The 25,978-nt window shown below is 74.0% G+C and carries 18 protein-coding genes; 9 read left to right on the top strand and 9 right to left on the bottom strand.

The annotated features are described in order from the left end of the window. Together ACQP04_RS30670 and ACQP04_RS30665 are read left to right on the top strand one after the other, a co-directional pair. Positions 1-2,736, top strand: coding sequence for an FtsK/SpoIIIE domain-containing protein (locus ACQP04_RS30670; protein ID WP_433503995.1), 2,736 nt, complete (start codon positions 1-3; stop codon positions 2,734-2,736). Beyond that, positions 2,733-3,110: a hypothetical protein gene (locus ACQP04_RS30665; protein ID WP_037053185.1), complete on the top strand. Its 378-nt coding sequence runs from the start codon at positions 2,733-2,735 to the stop codon at positions 3,108-3,110. Before ACQP04_RS30670 ends, ACQP04_RS30665 begins: the two co-directional genes overlap by 4 nt. Before the next feature lie 55 nt (positions 3,111-3,165). On the opposite strand, the gene ACQP04_RS30660 is transcribed toward ACQP04_RS30665, so the two are convergent. The 5 genes from ACQP04_RS30660 to ACQP04_RS30640 form a co-directional block, all read right to left on the bottom strand. Continuing rightward, a complete protein-coding gene (locus tag ACQP04_RS30660) occupies positions 3,166-3,339 on the bottom strand; it encodes a DUF6104 family protein (RefSeq protein WP_197040876.1) in 174 nt (57 codons plus the stop codon). A gap of 7 nt (positions 3,340-3,346) precedes the next feature. Beyond that, entirely contained in the window at positions 3,347-7,111 is a 3,765-nt protein-coding gene (locus ACQP04_RS30655) for a multifunctional oxoglutarate decarboxylase/oxoglutarate dehydrogenase thiamine pyrophosphate-binding subunit/dihydrolipoyllysine-residue succinyltransferase subunit (protein WP_433508469.1), read from the bottom strand. Positions 7,112-7,331: 220 nt separating this feature from the next. Beyond that, positions 7,332-8,123, bottom strand: coding sequence for a hypothetical protein (locus ACQP04_RS30650; RefSeq protein WP_433503994.1), 792 nt, complete (start codon positions 8,121-8,123; stop codon positions 7,332-7,334). Between the two features lie 201 nt (positions 8,124-8,324). Beyond that, positions 8,325-9,356, bottom strand: a complete 1,032-nt coding sequence (locus ACQP04_RS30645; protein WP_433503993.1) for an LLM class F420-dependent oxidoreductase — start codon at positions 9,354-9,356, stop codon at positions 8,325-8,327. A gap of 73 nt (positions 9,357-9,429) precedes the next feature. Beyond that, positions 9,430-10,998, bottom strand: a complete 1,569-nt coding sequence (locus ACQP04_RS30640; protein ID WP_433503992.1) for a long-chain-fatty-acid--CoA ligase — start codon at positions 10,996-10,998, stop codon at positions 9,430-9,432. Between the two features lie 154 nt (positions 10,999-11,152). Between ACQP04_RS30640 and ACQP04_RS30635 the strand changes: the two genes are divergently transcribed. From ACQP04_RS30635 to glmS, 5 genes are all read left to right on the top strand, one after another. Beyond that, the gene (locus ACQP04_RS30635) at positions 11,153-12,061 is read left to right on the top strand and encodes an ATP-binding cassette domain-containing protein (RefSeq protein ID WP_037053191.1); all 909 of its coding nucleotides are present in this window, start codon (positions 11,153-11,155) and stop codon (positions 12,059-12,061) included. Next, positions 12,058-12,909 carry a hypothetical protein gene (locus ACQP04_RS30630; RefSeq protein WP_433503991.1) on the top strand — a complete coding sequence of 284 codons (852 nt, stop codon included), beginning with the start codon at positions 12,058-12,060 and terminating at the stop codon, positions 12,907-12,909. Before ACQP04_RS30635 ends, ACQP04_RS30630 begins: the two co-directional genes overlap by 4 nt. A 67-nt stretch (positions 12,910-12,976) precedes the next feature. Continuing rightward, entirely contained in the window at positions 12,977-16,858 is a 3,882-nt protein-coding gene (locus ACQP04_RS30625) for an ABC transporter ATP-binding protein (RefSeq protein ID WP_433503990.1), read from the top strand. Positions 16,859-17,143: 285 nt separating this feature from the next. Continuing rightward, the gene (locus ACQP04_RS30620) at positions 17,144-17,449 is read left to right on the top strand and encodes a hypothetical protein (RefSeq protein ID WP_358200409.1); all 306 of its coding nucleotides are present in this window, start codon (positions 17,144-17,146) and stop codon (positions 17,447-17,449) included. A gap of 32 nt (positions 17,450-17,481) precedes the next feature. Next, positions 17,482-19,320: a glutamine--fructose-6-phosphate transaminase (isomerizing) gene (glmS, locus tag ACQP04_RS30615; RefSeq protein ID WP_433503989.1), complete on the top strand. Its 1,839-nt coding sequence runs from the start codon at positions 17,482-17,484 to the stop codon at positions 19,318-19,320. Positions 19,321-19,388: 68 nt separating this feature from the next. Here the strand turns inward: glmS and ACQP04_RS30610 are convergent, their stop codons facing one another. After that, positions 19,389-20,042: a Clp protease N-terminal domain-containing protein gene (locus tag ACQP04_RS30610; protein WP_433503988.1), complete on the bottom strand. Its 654-nt coding sequence runs from the start codon at positions 20,040-20,042 to the stop codon at positions 19,389-19,391. Between the two features lie 60 nt (positions 20,043-20,102). Here ACQP04_RS30610 and ACQP04_RS30605 point away from each other — a divergent pair, with 60 nt between their 5' ends. Next, positions 20,103-21,125 (top strand): alpha/beta hydrolase fold domain-containing protein, encoded by a 1,023-nt coding sequence (locus tag ACQP04_RS30605; RefSeq protein WP_433503987.1) that lies wholly within the window; start codon positions 20,103-20,105, stop codon positions 21,123-21,125. A gap of 11 nt (positions 21,126-21,136) precedes the next feature. Here the strand turns inward: ACQP04_RS30605 and ACQP04_RS30600 are convergent, their stop codons facing one another. Together ACQP04_RS30600 and ACQP04_RS30595 are read right to left on the bottom strand one after the other, a co-directional pair. Continuing rightward, positions 21,137-21,823 (bottom strand): MSMEG_0567/Sll0786 family nitrogen starvation N-acetyltransferase, encoded by a 687-nt coding sequence (locus tag ACQP04_RS30600; protein ID WP_433503986.1) that lies wholly within the window; start codon positions 21,821-21,823, stop codon positions 21,137-21,139. Continuing rightward, positions 21,820-23,007, bottom strand: a complete 1,188-nt coding sequence (locus ACQP04_RS30595; protein ID WP_433503985.1) for an MSMEG_0568 family radical SAM protein — start codon at positions 23,005-23,007, stop codon at positions 21,820-21,822. The genes ACQP04_RS30600 and ACQP04_RS30595 overlap by 4 nt, the downstream gene beginning before the upstream one ends. Before the next feature lie 63 nt (positions 23,008-23,070). Between ACQP04_RS30595 and ACQP04_RS30590 the strand changes: the two genes are divergently transcribed. Next, entirely contained in the window at positions 23,071-24,255 is a 1,185-nt protein-coding gene (locus ACQP04_RS30590; RefSeq protein WP_433503984.1) for an MSMEG_0565 family glycosyltransferase, read from the top strand. Between the two features lie 96 nt (positions 24,256-24,351). Here the strand turns inward: ACQP04_RS30590 and ACQP04_RS30585 are convergent, their stop codons facing one another. Next, positions 24,352-25,875: a GAF domain-containing protein gene (locus ACQP04_RS30585; RefSeq protein ID WP_433503983.1), complete on the bottom strand. Its 1,524-nt coding sequence runs from the start codon at positions 25,873-25,875 to the stop codon at positions 24,352-24,354. Positions 25,876-25,978: the final 103 nt, after the last annotated feature.

Here is a 25,978-nt window from a genome sequence, read left to right as displayed (position 1 = left end):
GTGGCACCGGGGAGGAAGGCGCGCCGGGACCGCGTCACGGCTGCGTTCGACGCGTTCCACGCGGCCGCCGCGCGGGCGCTCGGCGCGGCCGCGCGGCAGCGCGAGTCGGCCGTGCGCGCGCAGGCCGAGGCCATGTTCGAGCTGTGGCTGCGCCGAGAGGGCGTCGCGGCCGTGCGCGCCGACCCGTCCCTGGCCCCCGCCTTCCGCTCGCCCGTGCTCGCCGCCGCCGTCGAGCGGGCCGAGCGGGACCGGCTGGCCGGGCTCTCCGGCTGGCTGCCGGACGGGCCGCGGGCCCTCGCCGACGTCGTCGCCGACGCCGCCCCCGGCCCCGCCGGCGCGCGCGGCACGGCGTGGCTCGACGAGGTGGTGCGGGCGGCGGACCCGGACGCGTCGGGCACGGACCTGCTGCGCGACGAAGGCGTCAAGGACCACCCGGAGCTGTGGCGGATCGGCGCGGGGCACCTGGAGATCGGCGACGCGTTCCCCGTCGCGCTGCCCCTGCTCGACGAGTCCCACCTGCGGATCGACTCGGTGCCGGAGTCCCGGCCCGCCGCCGAGGCGCTGGTCGAGCAGCTGCTGATGCGGATGCTCGCGTGCTTCCGGCCGGGCATCCTCACCGTCGACGTCTGGGACGTCGGCCAGTACGGCCTGATGCCCGCGCTGTACCCGCTCGCCCGCACGGGCCTGGTCACCTCGCACGACCCGAACCGCCTCGGCGACCTGCTCGACGAGCTGTCCGAGCGGATCCGCAAGGTGCACAGCCGGGTGCTGGTCGGCGGCTTCCCGTCCCTGCGGGCCCACGCCGCGCACGAGGGCCGGCGCAGCGAGCCGTGGGTCGTGGTGGTGCTGGCGGGCAACCGGACCGCCCTGCCCGAGGACCAGCAGCGGCAGCTGCAGCGGATCGCGCGCAGCGGCCTGGCCTGCGGGATCCACCTCGTGATGCTCGACGTCCCGGTGACCGTCGCCGCGCCCGTCGAGACCGTGCGGTTCACCCGGCAGGGCGTGCGGTGCTCGATGACCGGCCAGCACGTGCGGGTGGAGCCGGACCCGCCGCTTCCCCGCCAGCAGGTCACGGACGCGTGCAGTGCGATCGTCCGCGCGCACGAGGCGTGGCGGGCCAAGGTGTCGACCTTCGCCGACCTGCTGCCGAAGGACCGCCAGGGCCGGCTGACGTCGGAGTCCGGGGTGCGCGCCCCGATCGGCTTCACCGACGGCATGCACGTGGAGCTCGCGCTCGACGACGCCTCCCCGCACGCGTTGATCGGCGGGCCGAGCGGGTCGGGCAAGACCAACCTGCTGCTGGCCATGATCGGGTCGATGGCCGCCCGGTACGACCCGGACGAGCTGCACTTCTACCTGCTGGACTTCAAGGAGGGCGTGTCCTTCGCCCAGTTCGCGCCCGGCCGCCGGGACGCCAGCTGGCTGCCGCACGCCCAGCTCATCGGGATCAACGTCAACACCGACCGCGAGTTCGGGCTGGCGCTGCTGCAGTTCCTCGCCGAGGAGATGCGCCGCCGCGCCGAGGCCGCCAAGTCCTTCGAGGTGACCAAGCTCGAGGAGCTGCGTAAGGCCGATCCAGGCGGGCACTGGCCGCGGATCGTCGCGGTGGTCGACGAGTTCCAGTACCTGTTCGCCGAGAAGGACCAGGTCACGCGGCAGGCCACGGCCCTGCTGGAGGACGTCGCCCGGCGCGGCCGCTCGCAGGGCATCCACCTGGTCTTCGCCAGCCAGGACGTCTCCGGGATCGAGGCCTTCTGGGGCCGTCCGGCGATCTTCGAGCAGTTCGTGCTGCGGATCGCGCTGCCGCGGGCGCGGCGCGTGCTGGCGAACCTCAACGACGCCGCGCTCGCCCTGCCGCGCTGGCACGCGATCGTCAACCACGAGTCCGGGATGAAGCACGGCAACGAAGTCGCCCGGATCCCCGACGCAGGCGCCGGTTCGGACCTCGATGAGGTGCAGCGCGCCGCGCACGAGCGCTACACCGGCCCGCCGCCCCGGCTGTTCGACGGCGCCCGGTCGCCCGCGGTGCGGGACCTGCTGGCCGCGGTGCCGCTCGGCGGTGCCCCGCGCGCCCTCCTCGGCCAGGTGATCGACATGGCGGGCAGCGCCGCGGCCGTCGAGCTGCCCGACGCCCCGGGCCGCAACGTCGCCGTCCTCGCGTCGGCCTCGGTCGAGGCGTTGCGGGTGATGGGCGCGGCCGCGGCGGCGCTGGCGGCGAGCGCGCCGGCCGAGGCCCGCTTCGTCGTCGCGCCGCTGGTGGGGGAGCTGCCTGCCGCCGCGTTGGCCGGCCGCGAGGTCGAGACCGTCGGGCTCGACGAGATCCGCGCGCGGATCGAGGAGCTGGCACGGGAGGTGAAGGAGCGGGTGGCCGGCGGCGACCGGCGGCCGGTGTTCGTGCTGCTCCTGGGCGCCGACGCCGCCGATCCACTGCTCGAGCGCTCCGGCACCGAGGCGCTGCGCACCGTGCTGCGTTTCGGCCCGGAGGTCGGGCTGCACGTCGTGGGGTGGTGGCGCTCGGCGACCCGGCTGCGGCAGCTGCTGACCCTCTCGGCCGGGGTCGACGACGTCGGCGCCTGGATCGGGCTCGACGTCCAGGGTTCCGAGCTGGGCGCCCTGGCCCCGGGGCTGGGGACGACGTGGGCGCCGCGCCCGGGGCGCGGGTTGTTCTTCGACCGCGCCGTGCACGCCCGGCCGGAGGTCGTGATCGTGCCGGGGCCGCTGGAGGAGGACGCGTGAGTACGCCGGACCAGCCGGAGTCGCCGGCCGCCGCGTACCGCCGCATCGCGAGCGGGATCGACGAGGCGGTCGGCGCGGTCCGGCGGCAGGACGAGCTGCGCGCGACCCGCCTCGAACAGGCGCTGGCCAAGATCGACGCGCGTATGCGACGAGTGGGCGAACGCGCCGCCCTGACCCGCTTCTCGGTGGAGCTGCACTGGGAGTCGGCGCTGGAGGCGCTGTGGGCGGAGCCGTGGATGACGGTCCGCCCCTTCCCCCGCCCCGACCCCGACGCCGAGCCCGCCCGGCTGGAGGGCTACGAGCGCGAGGTCGACCGCACCTACACCGAGCTCATGGACCTGGTCGCCCGCCGCCGCTTCGGCTTCCGCCGCTGACCACCAGTCGTGAGTGGCGATGGTCGCTATAGCGACCATCGCCACTCACAGGGGGTCAGTCGTCCTCGTCGTCGCGGGCGAGGAAGGTGGCGAGGCGTTCGACCGCGTCCTCGTAGGCGGGGTGGGAGTCGACGAAGGCCCGGAGGCGGGCGGCCAGCCACTCGACGCTGACCGCCTCGTCCCCGCGGCGTTCGACCAGTTCCTCGATGCCCCGGTCGGTGAAGTACACCGGTTCCCTACGAGAACGCCTTGTCGATCAGCTCGCGCTGCTCGACCTCGTGCACCTTCGACGACCCTGCAGCCGGCGCGGCCATCCGGCGGCGGCTGATCCGCGTGAGGCCCGAGAGCCGCTCCGGCAGCTTGTCCGGCAGCTCGAGGCCCATGTGCGGCCAGGCGCCCTGGTTGGCCGGCTCCTCCTGGACCCAGCGGATGTCCTGCGCGTTCGGGTAGCGCTCCAGGACCGAGGCCAGCTGGCGGTCCGGCACCGGGTACAGCTGCTCGAGGCGCACGATCGCCGTGTCGGTGATCTCGCGCTTCTGCCGCTGCTGGTGCAGCTCCCAGAAGATCTTGCCGCTGCACAGCAGGACCTTCTTGACCGACGAGGCGGGCCCGTCCGCGGAGCGGAACTCCGGGTCGTCGATCACCGGGCGGAACCGGCCGCCGGTGAAGTCCGAGATCGGGCTGACGACCGCCTTGTTCCGCAGCATCGACTTCGGGGTGAAGACGACGAGCGGGCGGCGGACGCCGTCGAGCGCGTGCCGGCGCAGGAGGTGGAAGTAGTTCGCCGGCTCCGACGGCAGCGCGACCGTCATCGAGCCCTCGGCGCACAGCTGCAGGAACCGCTCGATGCGGCCGGAGCTGTGGTCCGGGCCCTGGCCCTCCAGGCCGTGCGGCAGCAGCAGCACGACGTCGGAGAACTGGCCCCACTTCGCCTCACCGGACGAGATGAACTCGTCGATGATCGACTGGGCGCCGTTGACGAAGTCGCCGAACTGCGCCTCCCACATGACCAGCGCGTCCGGGTTGGCGACCGAGTAGCCGTACTCGAAGCCGACCGCCGCGAACTCCGACAGCGCGGAGTCGTAGGGCAGGAACCGGCCCTGGTCCTCGGCCAGGTTGCGCAGCGGGTAGTACTCCTCGCCGGTCTTCCGGTCGATCAGCACCGAGTGCCGCTGCACGAACGTGCCGCGCCGGGAATCCTGGCCGGAGAGCCGGACCAGCTTGCCGTCCATCGCCAGCGAGCCGAAGGCGAGCAGCTCGCCGAAGGCCCAGTCGACGTCTCCCTCGCGCGACATCTTCGCCCGCTTGGCCAGCACCGGCTTGACGCGCTGGTGCGGGGTGAAGCCCTCGGGCAGGTGCTCGTGCACGTCGCCGACCCGGTGCACGACCTCGAGCGGGATCGAGGTGTCCAGGTCGCTCGGCACGAGCTGTTCCTTCTCGACCGAGGCGGACACGGCCGGCGGGGTCTTCTCCAGCTCGCGGACCTCGTTGAACACATGCTCGAGCTGGTTGGAGAAGTCCTTGAGCGCGTGCTCGGCCTCCTCCATCGTGATGTCGCCGCGGCCGATCAGGGACTCGGTGTAGATCTTGCGCACCGAGCGCTTGGCGTCGATCACGTCGTACATCGCCGGCTGCGTCATCGAGGGGTCGTCGCCCTCGTTGTGGCCGCGGCGGCGGTAGCAGATCATGTCGATCACGACGTCGTTGTTCCAGCGCTCGCGGTACTCGACCGCCAGCTTGGCCACCCAGACGCAGGCCTCGGGGTCGTCGCCGTTCACGTGGAAGACCGGCGCGCCGATCATCTTCGCCACGTCCGTGCAGTACTGCGAGGAACGCGAGTGCTCCGGCGCGGTGGTGAAGCCGACCTGGTTGTTGACGACGACGTGCACGGTGCCGCCGGTGCGGTAGCCGCGCAGCAGGGCCAGGTTCAGCGTCTCCGCGACCACGCCCTGCCCGGCGAACGCCGCGTCGCCGTGCATCATCAGCGGCAGGACGGTGAAGCCGCCCTCGCCCTTGTCGAGCAGGTCCTGCTTGGCGCGGACGATGCCCTCGAGGACCGGGTCGACGGCCTCCAGGTGCGAGGGGTTCGAGGCCAGCGACACGACCGTCTCGCCGTCACCGAACATCCGGAAGTACTTGCCCTCGGCGCCCAGGTGGTACTTGACGTCGCCGGAGCCGTGGGCCTGGCCCGGGTCGAGGTTGCCCTCGAACTCGCGGAAGATCTGGCTGATCGGCTTGCCGACGATGTTGGCCAGCACGTTGAGCCGGCCGCGGTGCGGCATGCCGATGACGACCTCGTCGAGCTCGTTCTCGGCGGCCTTGTCCAGCACGGCGTCGAGCAGCGGGATGACGGTCTCGCCGCCCTCCAGCGAGAACCGCTTCTGCCCGACGTACTTGGTCTGCAGGAAGGTCTCGAACGCCTCGGCGGCGTTGAGCTTCGACAGGATGTACTTCTGCTCGACCACGGAGGGCTTCTGGTGCGGCACCTCGATGCGCTCCTGCAGCCAGGCGCGCTGCTCGGGGTCGGCGATGTGCATGTACTCCGTGCCGACCGTGCGGCAGTAGGAGTCGCGCAGCAGGCCGAGCACGTCCCGCAGCTTCATGTGCGCCTCGCCGCCGAACCCGCCGACGGCGAAGTCGCGGTCGAGGTCCCACAGCGTGAGGCCGTGGGACAGCACGTCGAGGTCGGGGTGGCGGCGCTGGCGGTAGTTCAGCGGGTCCGTGTCGGCCATGAGGTGGCCGCGGGTGCGGTAGGACTCGATCAGCTCGAGGACGCGCGCGGTCTTGTCGACCTCGCCCTCGGGGAAGTCCTGCACCCAGCGGACCGGCTCGTACGGCACCCGCAGCGAGGTGAAGACGTCGTCGTAGAAGCCGTCGTCGCCCAGCAGCAGGCGGTGCACCCGGCGCAGGAAGTCGCCGGACTCGGCGCCCTGGATGATCCGGTGGTCGTAGGTCGAGGTCAGCGTGATGATCTTGCTGACGCCGATCTGGGCGAGCCGCTCCTCGGAGGCGCCCTGGAACTCCGCCGGGTACTCCATCGCGCCGACGCCGACGATCGTGCCCTGGCCCTGCATCAGCCGCGGCACCGAGTGGTTGGTGCCCAGCGTGCCCGGGTTGGTCAGCGAGATCGTGGTGCCCTGGAAGTCCTCGGCGGTGAGCGAACCGTTGCGCGCCTTGTGGACCATGCCCTCGTAGGCGGACCAGAACTGCGCGAACGTCATCCGCTCGCAGCCCTTGATCGACACCACGACGAGCGAGCGCTGCCCGTTCTTGCCCGGCAGGTCGATGGCCAGGCCGAGGTTGACGTGCTCGGGCTGGACGACGGTGGGCTTGCCGTCCGTCTCGACGAAGTGGCGGTTCATCGTCGGGAAGTCGGCCAGCGCCTTCACCACGGCGTAGCCGATGAGGTGGGTGAAGGAGATCTTGCCGCCGCGGGTGCGCTTCAGCTGGTTGTTGATGACGATGCGGTTGTCGGCCAGCAGCTTCGCCGGGACCGCGCGCACGCTCGTCGCCGTGGGGACGGCGAGCGAGGCGTTCATGTTCTTGACGACGGCGTTGGCCGCGCCCCGGATCGGCAGGACCTGGTCCTGGCTCTCCGCGGCCGGCTTGGCGGCGGCCTTGGAGGTGCTGCCGGCGGCCGGCTTCGTCGCGGGCGGCGCGGCGCCGTTGCTGTTGGACGCGGCGCGGTCGCCGGCGCGGCGGACCTCGGTCGGCTCGGCGGGGCTGGTCGTGGGTGTGCTGGCGGGGGGCACGTCCTGCTTTCCGGTGCGAGAGGAGCCGTTGGTGGTGGTGGCGGAGCGGCCCGGGGCGGCGGTCGGCGCGCCGGCGGCCTCGGCGTCGGCGGAGCGGTCGGCCTCCGCGCGCTCGGCCTCGCCCTGCGCGGTCGGGCTGTCCTCGGCGGGCGCGGCGCCCGACAGCGAGCCGCCGGGCTTGTAGTCCGCGAAGAAGTCGTGCCAGGCCGGGTCGACCGTCTTCGGGTCCTCGAGGAAGCGCTGGTACATCTCCTCGACGAGCCACTCGTTCGGGCCGAACTGGTTGGCGCCGAACTCCCCGGTATGGCCGGTCGTACTACTGGTGGACACGCGCTCTCAACCGCCTTGGTTCGCTTGAAGCTTCTCAGTCGCCGATGACCGCCCTCCCAGGGTAGTCCTCCCCGGGACGGAGCCGGTATGTGCTCGGTCGCGTTGTGACCTCCGTCCGGCGGGTGCCCGTCGGGCCCGGTCAGAAAACCGGGAGGGCCCCGATCGCGGGCACCACGGCGGTGCGCACGGAGGTCTCCGCGATCACGGTGCCCTCCACCAGCCCGCACGTGGAGTCGCGCCGCAGCGTGTCCCGCTCGCCGGCGTACTGCCCGTCGACCGGGTCGACGAGGAGCTCGGTGCGGGTGGGCCCGGCGTCGTGCACCAGCGCGAGGCAGAGGTTCCCGTCGAGGTCCTTGACCTCGTCGACGAGCGAGACGGCCGGGAGCTCGAGCAGGGCGGCGTAGAGCGGCGCGCGCAGGTCGGCCGGGACCGAGCAGGTCCGGAGGGCGTCGACGGCGCTGCGGAACGGGCCGGTGTAGGTGCGCCCCTGCGGCGCGTCGGCCAGCAGCCGGGCGAGCAGCTCACCGGGCTCGCGGGGCAGCAGGGCCAGGAACTCGGGGGTGGGCGTGGCCCAGTTCCCCGCGGGCCGGTGCGGGGCCGAGTCGTGCAGGTCGGCGTAGAAGTCGCCGTACTTCGCGCGGAAGCGGCCGGTGGGCCAGGCGTCCCGCAGGTCGAACCCGGCGTCGTCGGCCGCCTCGCCCGAGCCCGCCAGCCAGGTGACGCGGCCGGTGAGCTCGCGGTCGAGCAGCCAGTCCGCGTCCTGGACCGCGGGCGTCCACTGCTGGAGCAGGTGCTCGGACAGGTGCACGTGCACCGGCTCCGCCGGATCGGGGCCCATGAAGGTGCCCATCCACCACGCGTGCGTCGCGATGTACCGGTACTGCTCCGGTTCCATCGGCTCGTCGGACGTGCGCACGGGAAGGTCGGGCACCACGCAGCTCCCGGGGGTCGGCAGGTTCACCCGGCATTGTGGAACGGGCCCGACACGGCCCGTGACGCCACCCCCGGTTCGCGTGACCGTGCCCTGCTCAGTGCCGATGTTCGCTCCGCGAGCTCCGCTCAGTGCCGATGTTCGCTCCGCGAGCTCCGCTCAGTGCCGATGTTCGCTCCGCGAGCTCCGCTCAGCCCCGGGTCACGGCAGCCACTCGCGCACCTGTCCGAGGACCTTGGGGGCGTCGTTCGTGACCGGGTTGACCTGGAGGTGGGTGACGCCGACCTCGTGCAGCGCGGCGATCCGCTCCTTGACGAACGAGGGCGGCCCGATGAGCGTCGACTTCTCGATGAACTCGTCGGGCAGCGCGGCCGCGGCCTCCTCCTTGCGCCCGTCGAGGTACAGGTCCTGCACCGTCCGCGCGGCGTCCGCCCAGCCCTGGCGCTGCATCACGGTGTTGTAGAAGTTCTTCCCGCGCGCGCCCATCCCGCCGACGTAGAGCGCGAACATCGCCCGCGCCGCCTGCCGGGCCGGCTCCCACATCTCCTCCTCGATCGCGAGGAAGCCGCCGCCGGTCATCTGCAGCGGACCGAGCTCGGGCGCCCGCTTGGCCAGGCCGGCGGCCAGCGGCGCGCCGAAGGCCTCCTGCATCCGCTCGGGGACGACGGCGTGCGGCAGCCAGCCCTCGGCGAGCTCGGCCGTCATCTCGACGTTCTTGTCGCCGAGCGCCGCGATCCAGATCGGGATGTCCGCCCGCTGCGGGTGGTTGATGAGCTTCAACGGCTTGCCGAGCCCGGTGCCGCGGCCCTCCGGGACCGGGATCGTGTAGATGCCCTCGTGCTGGATGCGCTCGCGCCGCCAGACGGCCCGGCAGATCTCGATGACCTCACGGGTCCGCCCGATCGGCTTGTCGAACGGGACGCCGTGGAAGCCCTCGATCACCTGCGGCCCGGACGTCCCGAGGCCCAGGATCGCCCGGCCGCCGGAGAGCGCGTCGAGGCCCGCGGCCGTCATCGCCGTGAGGGTGGGGGTCCGGCTGTAGATCGGCAGGATCCCCGACCCGATCTCGATCCGCTCGGTGCGCGCGGCGAGATAGCCCATGAGGGACACGGCGTCGTAGCTGTAGGCCTCGGCGACCCACACGACGTCGAGCCCGGCCTTCTCGAGCTCGACGATGCGGGTGGCGCCCGCCACCGGGTCGTCGCTGTACGGCAGCTGGGTCGAGAGCTTCATGACAGTGAGGCTGTCACGTTCGGACCGTGAACACCATCAGCGGGGGACGTCGAGGTGGCGGAGAGTCCGGCGCCTAGACGGTCCGGCGCTCCCGGCCCGCCCAGAAGGGGGCCCGCAGGTCCTTCTTGAGGATCTTGCCGGTGGGGTTGCGGGGCAGCTCGGCCACCACGTCCATGCCCTTGGGGCACTTGTACGAGGCCAGGCGCGCCCGGCAGTGCGCGAGCACGGCGGCCTCGTCGAGCTCGGCGCCGTCGCCCGGCACGACGATCGCGCGGGGCACCTCGCCCCACCGTTCGTCCGGCACGCCGATCACCGCCACATCGGCGATCCCGGGGTACTCGGCGAGCACGCGCTCGATCTCGGCCGGGTACACGTTCTCCCCGCCGCTGACGATCATGTCCTTGACCCGGTCGGTCACGTAGACGTAGCCGTCGGCGTCGAGGTGGCCGCCGTCGCCGGAGCGCAGCCAGCCGTCCGGGGTGATCGCGGCGGCGGTGGCCTCGGGCTGACGCCAGTACCCGGCCATGAGCTGCGCGGTCCGCACCCAGATCTCGCCCGGCTCGCCGCTCGGCACCGGCTCGCCGGTCGCGGGGTCCCGGACCTCGATCTCGACGCCGTGGATCGGCGTCCCGGCCGAGACCAGCCGGTGTGCGACGGCCGGGTCCTCGTGGTCGGCGGCGGGCAGCGCGGTGACCACGCCGCACGCCTCCGTCATCCCGTAGACCTGGTGCATCCGCCCCGGGAAGAGCGGCAGACACGCCCGCATCACGGGGAGCGGCATCGGCGAGGCGCCGTAGGAGAGGACCTTGATCGCGGAAAGGTCGCGCGTCTCGACGCCGGGCACCTTCGTGATCGCCGCCAGCAGCGCGGGCACCAGGAAGGTGTGCGTGATCCGCTCGGTCTCCAGCTGCTCGACGACCGCGGCCGGGTCGGGCACCCGCAGCATCACCATCCGCGCGCCGAAGTGGACCGCGAGCAGGGCATAGCTGGTGCCGCCGACGTGGAACAGCGGCATCGCCACCTGGACGACGGCGTCGTGGTCCACCTCGAAGCTCTCGGCCACGTTGGTCGAGTGCGCCAGCATCGCCCGGTGGGTGAGCATCACGCCCTTGGGGAAGCCGGTCGTGCCCGAGGTGTAGAGCTGCACGAAACAGGCGTCCGGGTCGGCCTCGGCCGGACCGTCGTCCGGCTCGTGCGCGGCCAGCCAGGCCTCGTACTCGTCGTCGGGCCCGCCGACCCGGACCAGCCGGCGCAGCGCCGGCGCCTTGTCCCGCGAGGCCTCGGCCGCCTGCGCGAACTCCGGGCCGACGAGCAGGAGCACCGCGCCGGAGTCGTTGAGCACGTAGACGATCTCGGGCGGGGCCAGCCGGAAGTTGACGACGGCGTTGGCCGCGCCGATCCGCGCGCAGGCCAGCGTCAGCTCGAGGCAGGAGGGATGGTTGAGGTCGAGCACGGCCACCCGGTCCCCGGGCCGGACGCCCTCGGCCCGCAGCGCCGCGGCCAGCCGGCGGACCCGCTCGTCGAGCTCGGCCCACGTGCGGCGCACGCCGGCGAACCGCAGCGCCTCGGCGTCGGGCCGCTCGGTGGCCCAGCGTCCCAGCAGGCCGGACACGTCGGCGGGGCGGTCGGGGGACAGCGTCATCGGTGCTCCCTCTGGGGCGTGAGGTGAATCACGGCGGGCGCCACTCTAGCGTCGGCGAGAACCGGAATCGAGGGACGAACCTCGCCGGCCCACCCGCGGGCCCGCGGCCCGCGGAACGGGGGCAGGATGGGGCCCGGCGAGCGTGAGGAGAGGTGTGGGACGCGAACCCGACGGCAGCGGCCGGATCGAGGTGTCCGGCCTGGCCAAGCGGTTCGGCACGGTCGAGGCCGTGCGCGGGCTGTCGTTCACGGTCGAGCCGGGTGCGGTGACCGGCTTCCTGGGGCCCAACGGCTCCGGCAAGACGACGACGCTGCGCGCGATCCTCGGCCTGGTCGCCCCGACCGCGGGGTCGACGCTGGTCGAGGGCGCCCCCTACCCGGAGCTGACCGCGCCCGGCCGGGTCGTCGGCGCCGTGCTGGAGGCCCAGGGCGCCCACCCCGCCCGCACCGCCCGCCGGCACCTGCAGGTCTGCGCCTCGGCGATCGGCGTGGCGGAGGAGCGGGTCGACGAGGTGCTCGCGCTCGTCGGGCTCGCCGACGCCGCCGACCGGGCCGCCGGCGGCTACTCGCTCGGCATGGCCCAGCGGCTCGCCCTCGCGGTCGCGCTGCTCGGCGACCCGCGGATCCTGGTGCTCGACGAGCCGGGCAACGGCCTCGACCCGCAGGGCATCGCCTGGCTGCGGGAGTTCCTGCGCGGCTTCGCGCGCTCCGGGCGGACCGTGCTCGTGTCCAGCCACCAGCTCGCGGAGATCGCGCAGACCGCGGACCGGCTCGTCGTGATCTCGGCGGGGGCCTGCGTCTACCAGGGCGCGGCCGACGGGCTGCACGGCCGGCCCGCCGTGCGCGTCCGCTGCTCCGACCCCGTCCGGCTCGCCGAGGCGCTCGCCGCCCGGGGCGTGCTGGAGATCGACCACGTCGCCGACGGCGGGCTCGCCGTCGCGGCCGACGCGGTGCTCGTCGGCGACACCGCGCTCGCCGCGGGCGTGGCCGTCTACGGGCTGGTCGAGGAGCGCGCGGACCTCGAGGCGATGTTCCTGCGGCTGACCGGCGGGGGTGTGGCGTGACGCCCGACCTGCTCCCCACCGCGGGCGTCCTGCGGGCCGAGGCGCTCAAGGCGCTGTCCGTGCGCACCTGGTGGGCGCTCGCGATCCCGGTGGCCCTGCTCGCGGTGATGGTCAACCTGTTCGGCGGGCTGTTCAGCTCGGCCGTCGCCGGCGTGGGCGACGGTCTCCCCGGGATCCTGCTGGCCTCGCTGGCCTACGCGCTGTCACTGACCACGGTGTTCGCGGCGCTGCACGGCGTCGTGCTGGCCACCTCGGAGTTCCGGCACCGCACCGTGAGCACCACCTACCTGCTGGCGGGGCGGGTGCCGACGTTGCTGGCCAAGTCGGCGGTGGCGGCCGGCGTCGGGGCCGCGTACGCCCTGCTCGCGATCGTGCTCGGGCTGCTCGCCGGCCTGCTGGGCCAGGGCGCCGCGCCGCTGCCGTCGGTCGGCGGGATCCTGGCGCTGAGCGGGATCGGGATCCTGGTGAGTGCGCTCTGGGCGGTGCTCGGGGTCGCGCTCGGGACGCTGGTCGTCAACCAGGCCGGGGCCGTCGTCGCGCTGCTGGTCTACGTGCTGGCGGTGGAGAACCTGGTCTCGCTGATCCTGCGCTCGGGCACGGAGGAGGGCAGCGCGCCGACGGCGGTCGCCCGGCTCACCTCGTTCCTGCCCGCCAACGCGGGGGACGTCGCGCTGTACGACCTGCCCGCCCAGGAGCTCGGCGGCCGGTTCGCGTCCTCGATCGTCGAGGGCCTGGCGGGCGTCGCCGGGCCCCCGCCGGCGTGGGGCGCGCTGCTCGTCCTCGTCGTGTGGGCCGGGGCCGGGGTGGCCGTGGCGTGGGTCGTCGGCGGCCGCCGGGACGTGACCTGAGACGGCTGTGACCAGGGCGGACGTCGTCGGGCGGCGGACTGTCGGACCGGCGTCATAACCTGGGTCCGTGCCCGACCCGCTCCCCACCACCTCGCCCGACCCGGGCACCCGGCCCGCCGGCTGGCTGCGCCGGCTCACCCGCGAGTGCCTGCGGCACCGCCGGGTCACCGTCGGCGCGCTCGTCGCGTCGGTGTTCGGGGTGAGCCTCGACGCGGCGGGCCCGCTGCTCACCCGGGTCGCGGTCGACGACGCGGTGCGGGGCGTCACGGACGTGCTGCTGCCGATCGTGCTGGCGATCCTGGGGCTGGCGCTCGTCCGGTTCACCGCGTCCTTCCTGCGCCGCTACCTCGCCGGGCGGATGGCGCTCGACGTGCAGCACGACCTGCGCCGCCAGGTGTTCGCCGCCGTCCAGCGGCTCGACGGGCGCCGCCAGGACGCGCTGCGCACCGGCCAGGTCGCCTCCCGCGCGATCACCGACCTGCAGCAGGTCCAGTCGCTGCTGTCGATGGTGCCGCTCACCGCCGGCACGGTCGCGCTCGTGATCGCCTCGGTGGCGGCCATGCTGTGGCTGTCCCCGCTGCTCACCGTGGTCTCGCTGATCATGCTGCCGCTGGCGGCGTACATCACCAGCCGCACCCGGCGCTCGCTGTTCCCGGCCACGTGGTCGGCCCAGCAGCGCGCGGCGGACGTGGCGCAGCAGGTCGAGGAGACGGTCACCGGCGTCCGGGTGGTCAAGGGCTTCGGCCAGGAGACCCGTGAGGTCGGCACCCTGGAGGGGCTGGCCCGGCGGCTGTTCGGCGAGCGGATGCGCGCCGCGCGGATGACGGCCCGGCTCAACCCGGTGCTGCTCGCGCTGCCCACGCTCGGCCAGGTCGCGGTGATCGGCATCGGCGGGCTGATGGCGGTGCGCGGGTCGATCTCGCTCGGCACCTTCCTGGCCTTCACCACCTACGTCGCGCAGCTCGTCGGGCCGGCCCGGCTGGTCGGGTCGCTGGTCGTGAGCGCGCAGCTGGCCCGCGCCGGCGTCGAGCGGGTGTACGACCTGGTCGACGCGGAGCCGGACGTGCAGGACCCGCCCGCGCCCCGCGCGTTGCCGGCCGGCCCGGTCGGCGTGGAGCTCGACGCCGTGCGCTTCGGCTACGAGCCCGGCCGGCCGGTGCTCGACGGCGTGTCCCTGCGTGCGGAGCCGGGGGAGACCCTGGCCGTGGTCGGCACCGCCGGCTCCGGCAAGTCCACGGTCGCGCTGCTGCTGCCCCGCTTCTACGACCCCTGGGACGGGGCCGTGCGGATCGGCGGCGTCGACGTCCGGGAGCTGCGGCTGCGGGACCTGCGCGCCGAGCTGGGCGTGGTGTTCGAGGAGGCGTTCCTCTTCTCCGACACCATCCGCGCCAACATCGCCTACGGCCGGCCCGACGCGAGCGAGGAGGAGATCCGCGCCGCCGCGGCGGCCGCGCAGGTCGCCGCGTTCGTCGAGGCGCTGCCCGAGGGCTACGACACCCAGGTCGGCGAGCGCGGGCTCACGCTCTCCGGCGGGCAGCGGCAGCGGATCGCGCTGGCCCGGGCGCTGCTCACCGATCCCCGCGTCCTGGTGCTCGACGACGCGACCTCCGCCGTCGACACCGCCACCGAGTCCGCCATCCACGAGGCCCTGCGCGAGCTGACCGCCGGGCGGACCACGATCCTCGTCGCGCACCGGCGCTCCACCCTCGCCCTCGCCGACCGGATCGCGGTGCTCGACGCCGGCCGGGTCGTCGACGTCGGGACCGAGGAGGAGCTGCGGGGCCGCTGCGCGCTGTTCCGCGAGCTGCTGGCCACCGGCGCGCAGGCGCACGCCGACGAGGAGCCGGCCGAGGAGGCCGGGACCGTCGCGGAGCCCGAGGTCGAGCCCCTGCCGGCGGCCGCGCCGGCGGTCGCCGTGCCCGCCGGCGGTGTCACGCCCGAGCTGTGGCCGGAGGCCGCCGCCGGCGAGGCGGAGTCCGACCGGGCGGTGCGGGCCGCGGCGGAGCAGGCGGGGTCGGCGCGCGCCGGCGGCCCGCAGGCCCGCACCGGGCCCGGCGCGTCGGGCATGGTCGGCGGGATCGCGGCGACCCCGGAGCTCCTCGACGCCGTCGCGAGGCTGAAGCCCGTCACCGAGACCCCGCGCCTCGCCGGGGTCGACCCCACCGCGCCGGACCCCGGCTTCCGCCTCGCCCGCCTGCTGAGGCCGGTGCGCTGGACGCTCGCCCTCGGCATGTCCCTCGTGGCGCTCGACGCGCTGGCGACCCTGGCCTTCCCGTCGGTCGCCCGGTTCGCGGTCGACGGCGGCATCACGGCCGGGTCCACCCGGATCCTGCTGATCGCGACCCTCATCGGGATCGGGATCGTGCTGGCCGACGCGCTGGTGGTCGCCGCGCAGACCGTGGTGACCGCGCGGGCCGGCGAGAGCCTGCTCTACCTGCTGCGCACCCGCAGCTACGCCCACCTGCAGCGGCTCGGGCTGGACTACTACGAGCGCGAGCTCTCCGGCCGGATCATGACCCGGATGACCACGGACGTCGACGCGCTGTCGACGTTCCTGCAGACCGGGCTCGCCCAGGCCGTCGTCAGCCTGCTCACCCTGGTCGGCGTCGCGGTCGCGCTGCTGGTCACCGACGCCGAGCTCGCCCTGGTGGCGCTTGCCGTGCTGCCGGTCCTGCTGGTGGCCACCGTGGTGTTCCGGCGGCTGTCGTCGCGGGCGTACGCGGAGGCGCGGGAGCGGGTCAGCGTCGTCAACGCGGACATGCAGGAGAACGTGACCGGCGTCCGCGTCGCGCAGGCGTTCGTCCGGGAGGAGCGCAGCGCCGAGGCGTTCGGGGCCCGCAGCGACGCCTACCGGCGCACGCGCATCCGGGCGCAGCGCTACATCGCGACGTACTTCCCGGGCGTCGCGTTCCTGTCCGACGTGGCGCAGGCCGCGGTGCTCGGGGTCGGTGCCGCGCGAGTGGCGGCGGGCGACCTCACGCCGGGTGTGCTCACGGCGTTCCTGCTCTACCTCGGGCTGTTCTTCTCCCCGGTGCAGCAGCTGTCCCAGGTGTTCGACGGCTACCAGCAGGCCCGCATCGGCCTGCTGCGCATCGCCGACCTGCTCCGCACCCCGACGTCGGTGCCGGCGGCGCCGGACTCCGACGCCGCCGTCGTCCCGCAGCGGCTGCGGGGCGAGGTGGAGCTGCGCGGGATCACCTTCCGCTACCCGGGCGTCGAGCAGCCGGCGCTCGCCGACGTGAACCTCCGCGTGCGGCCGGGCGAGACGATCGCGCTGGTCGGGGCCACGGGCGCGGGCAAGTCCACCATGGTCAAGCTGCTCGCCCGGTTCTACGACGTCGGAGAGGGCGAGCTGCTGGTCGACGGCGTCGACGTCCGGCGCTACCCGCTCGAGGGCTACCGGCGCCGGCTCGGGTTCGTGCCGCAGGAACCGCACCTGTTCACCGGGGACGTCGCGGCCAACGTCGCCTACGGCCGACCCGGCGCCACGCAGGCGGAGATCGAGGCCGCGGCCCGGGCCGTCGGTGCCCTGGAGATGATCCGCGCGCTCCCCGGCGGGTTCCGGACCGCGGTGGGCGAGCGCGGGCAGGGACTGTCCGCCGGGCAGCGGCAGCTGGTCGCGCTGGCCCGCGCCGAGCTCGTCGACCCGGACGTGCTGATCTTCGACGAGGCCACGGCGGCGCTGGACCCCGCCACCGAGGCGGCGGTGCTCGCCGCCGGCGATCGGCTCACGGCACGGCGCACCGCGTTCGTCGTGGCGCACCGGCTGGCCACGGCGGCGGCGTCGGACCGGATCGTCGTGCTGCACGCGGGCCGGATCGCCGAGGAGGGGCCGCACGCCGAGCTGCTCGCGGCGGACGGGCGATACGCCGCGCTGTGGCGGGCGGGCGAGCTGGAGCCCGCGGCCGACGCGGAGACGGAGGATCTCTCCGCCGCCCGCTCGGCCTGAGCCGCCGGGGGCCGCCCGAGCTGAGTGCCCCCGGACGCCGACGCGTCCGGGAGCCGACGCGGGCCCGGACGCCGGCGCGGGGCCGGACGGTGACGCGCGCTCGGCCTCGACGGCGCGCAGATGGTGACGCGCGCGCCCGGGCGGGCGTAACGGGCAGCCCCTCGCCGTCCGATTTCCCCTACAGATGGGCTCCGCTGCGCCGTCCGTACGCAGTTTTGACGGATTCCTGCCCGAAATCGGGCAGGAATTTGGCGAAGCGGGAGGTGATCGGGCACAGTTCGATCCGTGCACGCCGCCCCGGACCGATCGACGCACCCCGATGCGTTCGCCGGCCCGCACCCGGACCTGGTGCGTCACCTGGTCCGCAGCACCGCGCTCGACCCGGGCGAGGCCGCCCGTGTCGTCGACGAGGTGCTCGCCTACTTCGCGGAGCCGACCGAGGACTTCGTGCGGCGGCGGCACGCGGAGCTCCGCACCCGCGGGCTCCGCAACGACCGGATCTTCACCGTGATCCGGGACGAGCTCGACGCGCGACGCGTGGCGCCCCCGCCGCTGTCGGCGCGTCAGCTCCGGCGGCTGGTCTACGGCTGAGTCGCCGGCGAGAAGCGAGGAGGAACACCACCGTGTGCGGCATCGTGGGTTACGTGGGCGCGCAGGACGCGGCCCCCATCCTGATCGAGGGCCTGAACCGGCTCGAGTACCGCGGCTACGACTCGGCGGGCGTCGCCGTGATCCAGCGCGGCCAGCTCAAGGTGCGCAAGGTCAGCGGCCGGGTCGCCGACCTGCAGGCGGAGCTGCCCGCGCGCTTCAAGGGCGCCCCGGGGATCGGGCACACGCGCTGGGCCACGCACGGCGAGCCCACCGTCGAGAACGCCCACCCGCACGTCGACACCGCGGGCCGCATCGCCGTGGTGCACAACGGGATCATCGAGAACGCCGAGGAGCTGCGGGCCAAGCTGCAGGCCGACGGCGTCGAGTTCGTCTCGCAGACCGACACCGAGACCGTCGCCCACCTCGTCGCCGCGGCCTTCGCGACCGGTGGCGCCGAGGATCTCGAGCAGGCCGTCTGCATCGCGCTGCGCCAGGTCGTCGGGGCCTACGGCATCGCCGTCGTCGACACCGAGCACGCGGACCGGATCGTCGTCGCCCGCAACGGCTCGCCCGTGCTGCTCGGCATCGGAGAGAAGGAGATGTTCGTCGCGAGCGACGTCGCGGCTCTGGTCGGGCACACCCGCCAGGTCGTCTACCTCGACGACGGCGAGCTCGCCACCATCACCGCCGGCGGCTACCGGACCTTCACCCTGGACGCCCGATCCACCGCGAAGACGCCGTCGGAGGTGGACTGGGACGTCGTCGGCGCCGAGATCGGCGACCACGCGCACTTCCTGGTCAAGGAGATCGCCGAGCAGCCGCGCTCCATCGAGCGGGCGCTCCGCGGGCGCCTCGACGAGCGCTTCAACACTGCCCACCTCGGCGGGCTCAACCTGACCGTCCGCGAGGCGCGCGAGTTCCGCCGCGTCAAGATCCTCGGCTGCGGATCCGCCTGCTACGCCGGCGACCTCGGCGCCCAGCTGATCGAGGACCTGGCCCGGATGCCCGCGACGTCGGAGTCGGCGTCGGAGTTCCGGTACCGCAACCCGGTCGTCGAGCCGGACACGCTCTACGTCGCCGTCAGCCAGTCCGGCGAGACCGTCGACACCCTCGCCGCGGTGCAGGAGCTGCAGCGCAAGGGCGGCCGGGTGATCGGCATCGTCAACGTCGTCGGCTCGACGATCGCGCGCCAGGTCGACGGCGGCATCTACATCCACGCCGGCCCCGAGATGTCGGTCGCGGCGACCAAGTCCTTCACCTCGACGGTCGTGGCGTTCGCGCTGCTCGCGGTGCACCTGGGCCGGATGCGGGACCTCGCGCCGACCGAGGGCCGCCGGATCCTCGACGGTCTCGTCGCCCTGCCCGGCCAGATCGAGGAGATCCTCGACTCGGAGAAGCGCACGGGCACGATCGAGGCGGTCGCGCGGGAGATCGCGCAGCACCACAGCGTGCTGTTCATCGGCCGCCGCCGCGGCTGGCCGGTCGCCAAGGAGGGCGCGCAGAAGCTCAAGGAGGTCTCCTACGTGCACGCGGAGGCCTACGCCAGCGCCGAGCTCAAGCACGGCCCGCTCGCCCTGGTCAGCCCGGAGCTGCCGACCGTGGCCTGCGTGCCGGACGACGACCTGTACGAGAAGAACGTCTCCACCCTCGCCGAGATCCGCGCCCGCAAGGGCCCGGTCGTCGCGCTGGCGCACCGCGACCTGTCCGCCGAGCTCGCCGACCGCACCATCGTGATCCCGCGCGGCGAGCCCGAGCTGGACCCGATCCTGATGTCGGTGCCGCTGCAGCTCCTGGCCTACCACGCCGCGGTGGCGCTGGAGCGCGACGTCGACCGCCCGCGCAACCTCGCGAAGTCCGTGACGGTGGAGTAGATCCTCGCCTTCACGCGCCGTGCGCCCCGCTCGTTCTCCGGGCGGGGCGCACTGCTGTGCTCGAACCTTCAGGACGCGGTGCCGCGCTCCAGCCGGGTCAGTCGCGAGCGGATGTCCTCGAGGATCGTCCGCACCGGCGCCGACAGCCCCGACGCCGCCTGCTGGCCCCGCGTGAAGGCCACGCCGGCCACGGCGGAGGCGACCGCCACCCGCAGCTTCTCGAGCTCCGCGCCGGTGGAGACCAGGGCACGGACGACGGCGTCGTCCTCCGGGCCGGCGGCCAGGCCGAGCAGCAGGTGCTCGCAGCCGATGTAGTTGTGCTCGAGGCGGAGCGCCTCGGTGGTGGCCCGCTCGAGCGCGGCGGCCAGGTCGGTGCCCTCGCCCAGCCCACGGGCCTCGGCGAGGACGTCCGGCGGCTCGACGTCGAGCGTCGCGAGCACCGTCAGCGCGAGGTTCCCGCCCTCCTCGACGACGGCCGCGAGAAGGTCGACCGTGCTCGGCCGATCCGCCTCCAGCGCGGCCCGCACCGCGGTCCGCGCCCGCGCGGTGAACCTGTTCCAGCCCGGCGTTCCGCTCATGTCCGCTCCTCCGGCAGGGGGAGCGCCACCGGCCGCCGCGACCGCCTCCGCCAGGGCCTGCTGGCACACCGACGACACCGGGATCCCGGCCTCCTTCACGGCGGCGGCCAGGTCGTCGGGCAGATAGACGTTGATCTTCGGCACGAGCTGCTCCCTGTGTGGGGTTATAACCCCACTTATAACCCCTTCTCGTCCTCGACGACAATGCTCACCACGGTCCGTTGTGTTCCGGCGACGTCCGGTAACGAGCCCGTGCTGTCGAGCGAGCCTGCAGGCGTCGACGAGGACGGAGGGGCCGTGGTTCAGGTCAGCGATATCCAGGCACGGACCATCAGCGCCGCTGCCGCGGCTCACCTGCGGATGACCGAGCCGCTCGTCATCCCCGATGCGGTGCTGACGCAGGAGTACGCCGATGCCGTCAACGACCTGCTCGCGGCTCGGATCCGACCGTTCCTGGACGGCCTCCGCGCACAGTTGGACCTGGCAGTGCGGGAGGAGACGATCGGCGGGACCCGGGTCGTGGTGATCGAGCCGCGCAAGATCCGGCGGAACCGGAAGGGTGTCGCCGGCGTCTTCGCCCACGGCGGCGGCTTCGCACTGCTGAGCGGGCACGACTACAACGCGTACCGGATGGCGCACGATCTCGGGATCGTCGTCTACTCCGTGGACTACAGCCTCAGTCCGAAGGCCCGGTTCCCGGTGGCGTTCGAGGAGACGCAGCGGGCCTACCAGGCGGTGACGCGGCGGCATCGGAGCGTGGTGGTGGCGGGGTCCTCGGCGGGCGCGAACCTTCTGATCGGCACGGTGAGTGCCGCTGCCCGAGGGCGTCGACCCGCGGCCGCAGGATTCTTCGCGCCGGGCGCCGACCTCCGCGTGATCGGGGACAGCTACGTCGCCAACGACGGCCGCGACCCGCTGCTGACCCGGGACACCGCCGAGAAGCTGTTCGCCGCCTACCGCGGCACCGCGTCCGCAGCCGATCCCCGGATCTCGCCCCTCCTTGCCGACTTCAGCGACGGCTTCGTCCCGACGATGATCACCACCGGGACGCGGGACCTGCTGCAGAGCGACGCCGTGCGGTTCACCCGCGTGCTGCGTCAGGCCGGTGTGTCGGTCCGGCTGCGGGTGTGGGAGGGGATGTGGCACGCGTTCGAGAGCGTGCCGGGGCTCCCCGAGGGCGACGAGTGCATGGCCGAGGTCTTCGGTTTCCTCGACCGGCACCTCTGACGCGGCCGGGCTCAGGCGGCGCGGCGGGGGCCGGCGAGCCAGGGGGTCGTCGGGCCCGCGAGGGGGGTGCTCATGGGGATGTGGGGGTGGCCGACGTAGGTCTCGACCGGGCCGTCGGTGGTCCAGCCGAGGCGGTGGAAGAAGCGCTCGTTGGGCAGCTGGACGTGGGCGCGCATCCGCAGGCCGTCGCGGGCGCCGGCGGTTTCGACGGCGAAGCGGACCAGCGGGCCGCCGATCGCGGCGGAGCGGAACTCCCGCAGGACGGCGAGGCGGTCGCCGAGCCACTCGCCGGGGCGGCCGGTCGGGTAGAGGCGGACCGTGCCGGCGGGTCGGCCGAGGTGGGTGGCGAGGACGTGGACGACGTCGTCGCGGGCGTCGTGCGCGTCGAGATCGGAGTCCTCGAACACGCCCTGCTCCTCGACGAACACCGCGTGCCGGATCGCGTGGTGTGCGGCGCGCGCGGCCGGGTCGGTGGCCGGGCGGCAGGCGACCGGGTCGACGCCGACCAGCACGTTGACCGCCCGCACGGGCCGGATCCGGGCCGGACGCACCGTGCCGCCGGACCGCGGGTCACGACGCCGCGGGTTGTCGTCGAGCCGCGGGTCGCCGGGTCGCGCGTCGCCGGGCCGCGGGTCGTCGAGCCGACCGACGCCGTGGGGCGTCGGAGTCCCGGCCGGCTCCGGCATCACGGCGGTCATGCGCCCGGGCGCTTCCCGATCTGCAACAACGGTGCGCCGCCGCCGGAGGCCGACCCGCACGGCGTCGCCCCGTCCGACTGCTGGACCAGGTTGAGCGAGGAGCAGGCCTGGCACCGGGCGCACCCCGCGACGGCGGTGTCCGCGCCCAGCCCGCGCTCGGCGAGGAAGCCGGCGACCTTGCGGTAGATCGGCTCGGTGTACTCCCGGGCCGGCGCCGGCACCGCCTCCATCAGCGACCCCGCCACGGGCCGCAGCGGCACGACGAAGGGGTACACGCCGATGTCGACCGCCCGCCGGCACATCTCCACGGTCAGGTCCGGGTCCTCGCCCATGCCGAGGATCACGTAGGTCGACACCCGGCCCTCGCCGAACAGCTGCACCGCCCGCTCCCAGGTGCGGAAGTAGGTGTCGACGCCGGTGCGGAACTTGCCGGGCGCCACACGCGCCAGGACCGCGGGGTCGAAGGACTCGATGTGGATGCCGACGGAGTCGACGCCCATGTCGTGCACCTGGTGCAGCACGTCGAGCGAGCGGGGCGGTTCGAACTGCACCTCCACCGGCAGCCCCGCGGCCTCCTTGACCGCCTGCCCGCACTTCGCGACGTACAGCGCGCCGCGGTCCGGGGCGACCGACGAACCCGTGGTCAGCGTGGCGTCGACGGCGCTGTCGAGATCGCGGGCCGCGACGGCGACCTCCGCCAGCATCTCGGGCGTCTTCTTCGCGATGGTGGCGCCGGCGGCGAGCGAGACACCGATGCCGCAGAACCCGCACTGGTCGGAGTTGCCCCAGTAGTTGCAGGCCTGGACCACGGTCGAGGCGAGCGAGTCCAGGTGGAGCAGCGCGATCTGGTGATACGGCACGCCGTCGGCGGTCTCGAGGTCGTAGAAGCGCGGGCGCCGCGTCCCCGAGACCGAGGCGACCTTCACGCCGTCCCGGTAGATGCCCTGGCCCTCGTCCTCGGCGCGCAGCGCGTACGGGGAGGTGGTGTTCGGCGGGACCGTGACCGGCACGCCCTCGATCCACAGCATCCCGGAGTCGGACGGGCCGGCGCCGCCCGTGCGCGAGGTCTCCAGCGCCGTCTCGATCCGCAGCCCCACGCTCTGCAGGTCCATGATCAGCGCCGCCGTGTGGCTCGTCGGCGCCTCGACGATGTCGCCCGCCCTGCGCTCGTCGGTCACGGTCATGCGAGAGCTCCTCTACTATCGGACACGGTCGTTTCTCATCAGAGAATTCACTATGGTGGACGCGTGCGCAACATCGTCAACGCGACCGGGTCCGGGGTCACGAGGGTCGCCCTGCTGACCCACTCGACGTCGCCCCGCGGCGGACACGTCCACACGCTCGGCCTGGGCGAGGCCCTGCACCGCGCCGGGCACCCGGTGCACCTGTTCGCGCTCGGCGACCCGGCGAAGGGGCTCTACCGGCCCGTCGACCTCCCGCACACGATCGTCCCGGGGCCGCGCCGCGAGGGGACCACGCTCACCGAGCGGACCCTCGACGGCATCGAGCGGCTCGCGACCGCGCTGGCCGGGCGGATCGGGGAGTTCGACGTCCTGCACGCGCAGGACTGCATCGCCGCGCGGGCCGCGCTCGCCGCCCGGGACCGCACCGGCGCCGCGGTCACGGTGCTGCGCACCGCCCACCACCTGGACGACTTCACCACCCCGGTCCTCGTCGAGTGCCAGCGGCGCGCGATCACCGAGCCGGACCGGGTGCTGGTGGTGTCGGAGCAGTGGCGCGGGATCCTCGCCCGCGAGTTCGGGGTCGACGCGACGATCGTGCCCAACGGTGTGGACCGGCGCCGGTTCGCCGACCCGGTACCCGTGCGGCGGGCGGACGGCCGGTTCCTCCTGCTCGCGGTGGGCGGGATCGAGCCGCGCAAGGGGACGGTGCACGCCTTCCGCGCCCTCGCCCGGCTGCGCCGCGAGGGCCTCGACCCGGTGCTCGCGGTCGTCGGCGGGCACTCCTTCCAGGATTTCGCGCCCTATCGCGAGGCCGCGCTCGCCGAGCTGCCGGAGCTGGGGCTCGAGCCCGGCCGGGACGTCGTCGAGCTCGGCACGCTGACCGACGCCGAGCTGGCCGGCTGGTACGCCGCGGCCGCGGCCGGCGGGGCCCTCTGCTACCCCTCGACGGCCGAGGGCTTCGGGCTCGTCGCGATCGAGGCGATGGCGCTGGGGGTGCCCGTCGTCGCGAGCGACCTGCCCGTCTTCCGCGAGCACCTCACCGACGGGGTCGACGCGCTGCTGCCCGGCGTCGGCGACGACGAGGCGCTCGCCGCCGACCTCCGCCGGGTGATCACCGAACCGGAGCTGCGGGCGTCACTCGTGCGCGGGGGCGCTGTCACCGCGGACCGGTTCACCTGGAAGCACTCGGCCGAGGTGCACGCCGGCGTCTACGCGGAGCTCACGAACGGCACTCTCGCTCACACCTAGCGCACGAACGCGCCGCTCGCTCACACGTGGGGTGCGCGGTCGGGCCCTGAACGAACGGCGCTCTCGCACACACCTGGCGCACGAACGCGCCGTTCGCTACTCCGACAGCAGCCGCGCGACCCGGGACTCGGCGACAGCGCGGCGCGGATCGCCGGCGGGCAGCATGTCGGCGAGCAGCTCGTGGGCCTCGAGGTCGTCCCGCCCCAGGCGGTGGGTGGCGTAACGGTGGACGAGGTCGACGTCGTCCGACTCCAATACGGCGCGGCGCAGCCCGACCTCCATCTCGTCCCGCGCGCCGCGGATCTCCGGGGCGTCGGACCGGGGGAGGAGCGGGCCCGCGCAGGCCCGCAGCGCGTCGGCGATCCGGCCCTCGCGCAGCGCGCGGCGGACGGTGCCGAAGTCCGTGTCGACCACGGCGTCGAGCCGGTACGGGCGGGTCTTCAGCACGTCCGTACCGATCAGCGCGCGCAGCCGGTGGATCTCGCCGCGGACGGTGGTCTGGTTGCCGTCGTCGCCGTAGAGGAGGAAGGCGAGCCGTTCGGCGGTGAGCCCCTCCGGGTGCAGCGCGAGCGCGGTGAGGATCTCGGCGGGGCGCAGGGTGAGCGAGTGGCTCTCGCCGTCGAGCACCATGGTGGGGCTGCCGTCGCCCAGGAACCGCAGCGACAGCGCGTGCCGGGGCGTGTCCACCGCCGTGGTGCGGCCACTGCGCGTCGCGGCGCGCAGCAGGAAGCCCTCGGCCAGCGGCTCGACGTGCATCTCCCGCCCGTCGGCCAGCCGGACCCGGTCGGCGCCCGCGGCGATCTGCTCGAGGTCGACCCGCTCGGGCCACTCCCCGAACGGCTCGCCGGCGATGATCCGCCCGGTGGGCGTGACGAGCGCGCCCGGCGTGCCGCGCAGGCTATGCAGGTGCGGCTGGTTGCGGGCGCGCAGCCGCTCGTCGGCGATCGCGAGCTGCATCCGCATCTGGTTCTCGGCGAGCTGCGCGGTGGCCCCGACCAGCGCGAGCATCGCGGGGTGGATCGTGCGCCGCGGGCCGGTGATGTCGATGGCGCCGACGATCCGGCCGGTGTCCGGGTCCGTGACGGGCGCGGCCACGCACGTCCAGGCGTGCACGGCGCGCACGAGGTGCTCGGTCGAGTGGATCTGCACGGGCCGGCCGACGGCGAGGGTCGTGCCCATCGCGTTGGTCCCGATGGCCTCCTCGGACCAGCAGGAGCCCTCGACGAGGCCCACCCGGTCCGCGGGGCGCAGGACGGCGTTGGCCCCCTCGCGCCACAGCACGATGCCCTGCTCGTCCGTGACCACGACGACGTGCATCGCCTCCTCGGCGATGCTCACCAGGTTGCTGCGCAGCAGCGGCATCACGTTGTGCAGCGGGTGGGCGGCCAGCCGCGCGGCGCTCTCGGACCGGTCGAACCGGAACGGGGGCAGGGCCGTGGCGGGGTCGATCGCGGCGGCGAGGCTGCGTTCCCAGGACTCGGAGACGAGCCGGCGGACCGTGGCGTCGCCCGTGTCGTCGAGGACCGCCTCGAACAGCTCGTCGATCGCGCGGGCGGCGGCCGACGCGGAGGCGGACAGGCCGGACCCGGGCTCGCGCTCGACCACCTTGTCGACTGGCATCGGCTCCCCGACTGTCCGCGTGCTTCCGGCACCCATCATCGTTCACCTCCACCCGGATCAGCAAGGCGAGGTTGCGCCTGTCCGAGCGGGCAGCGTGAGCGTG

The organism is Pseudonocardia halophobica (genome assembly GCF_050948485.1).
Classification (GTDB): Bacteria; Actinomycetota; Actinomycetes; order Mycobacteriales; family Pseudonocardiaceae; genus Pseudonocardia; species Pseudonocardia halophobica.
This window is presented reverse-complemented; position numbering and strand designations above follow the sequence as displayed.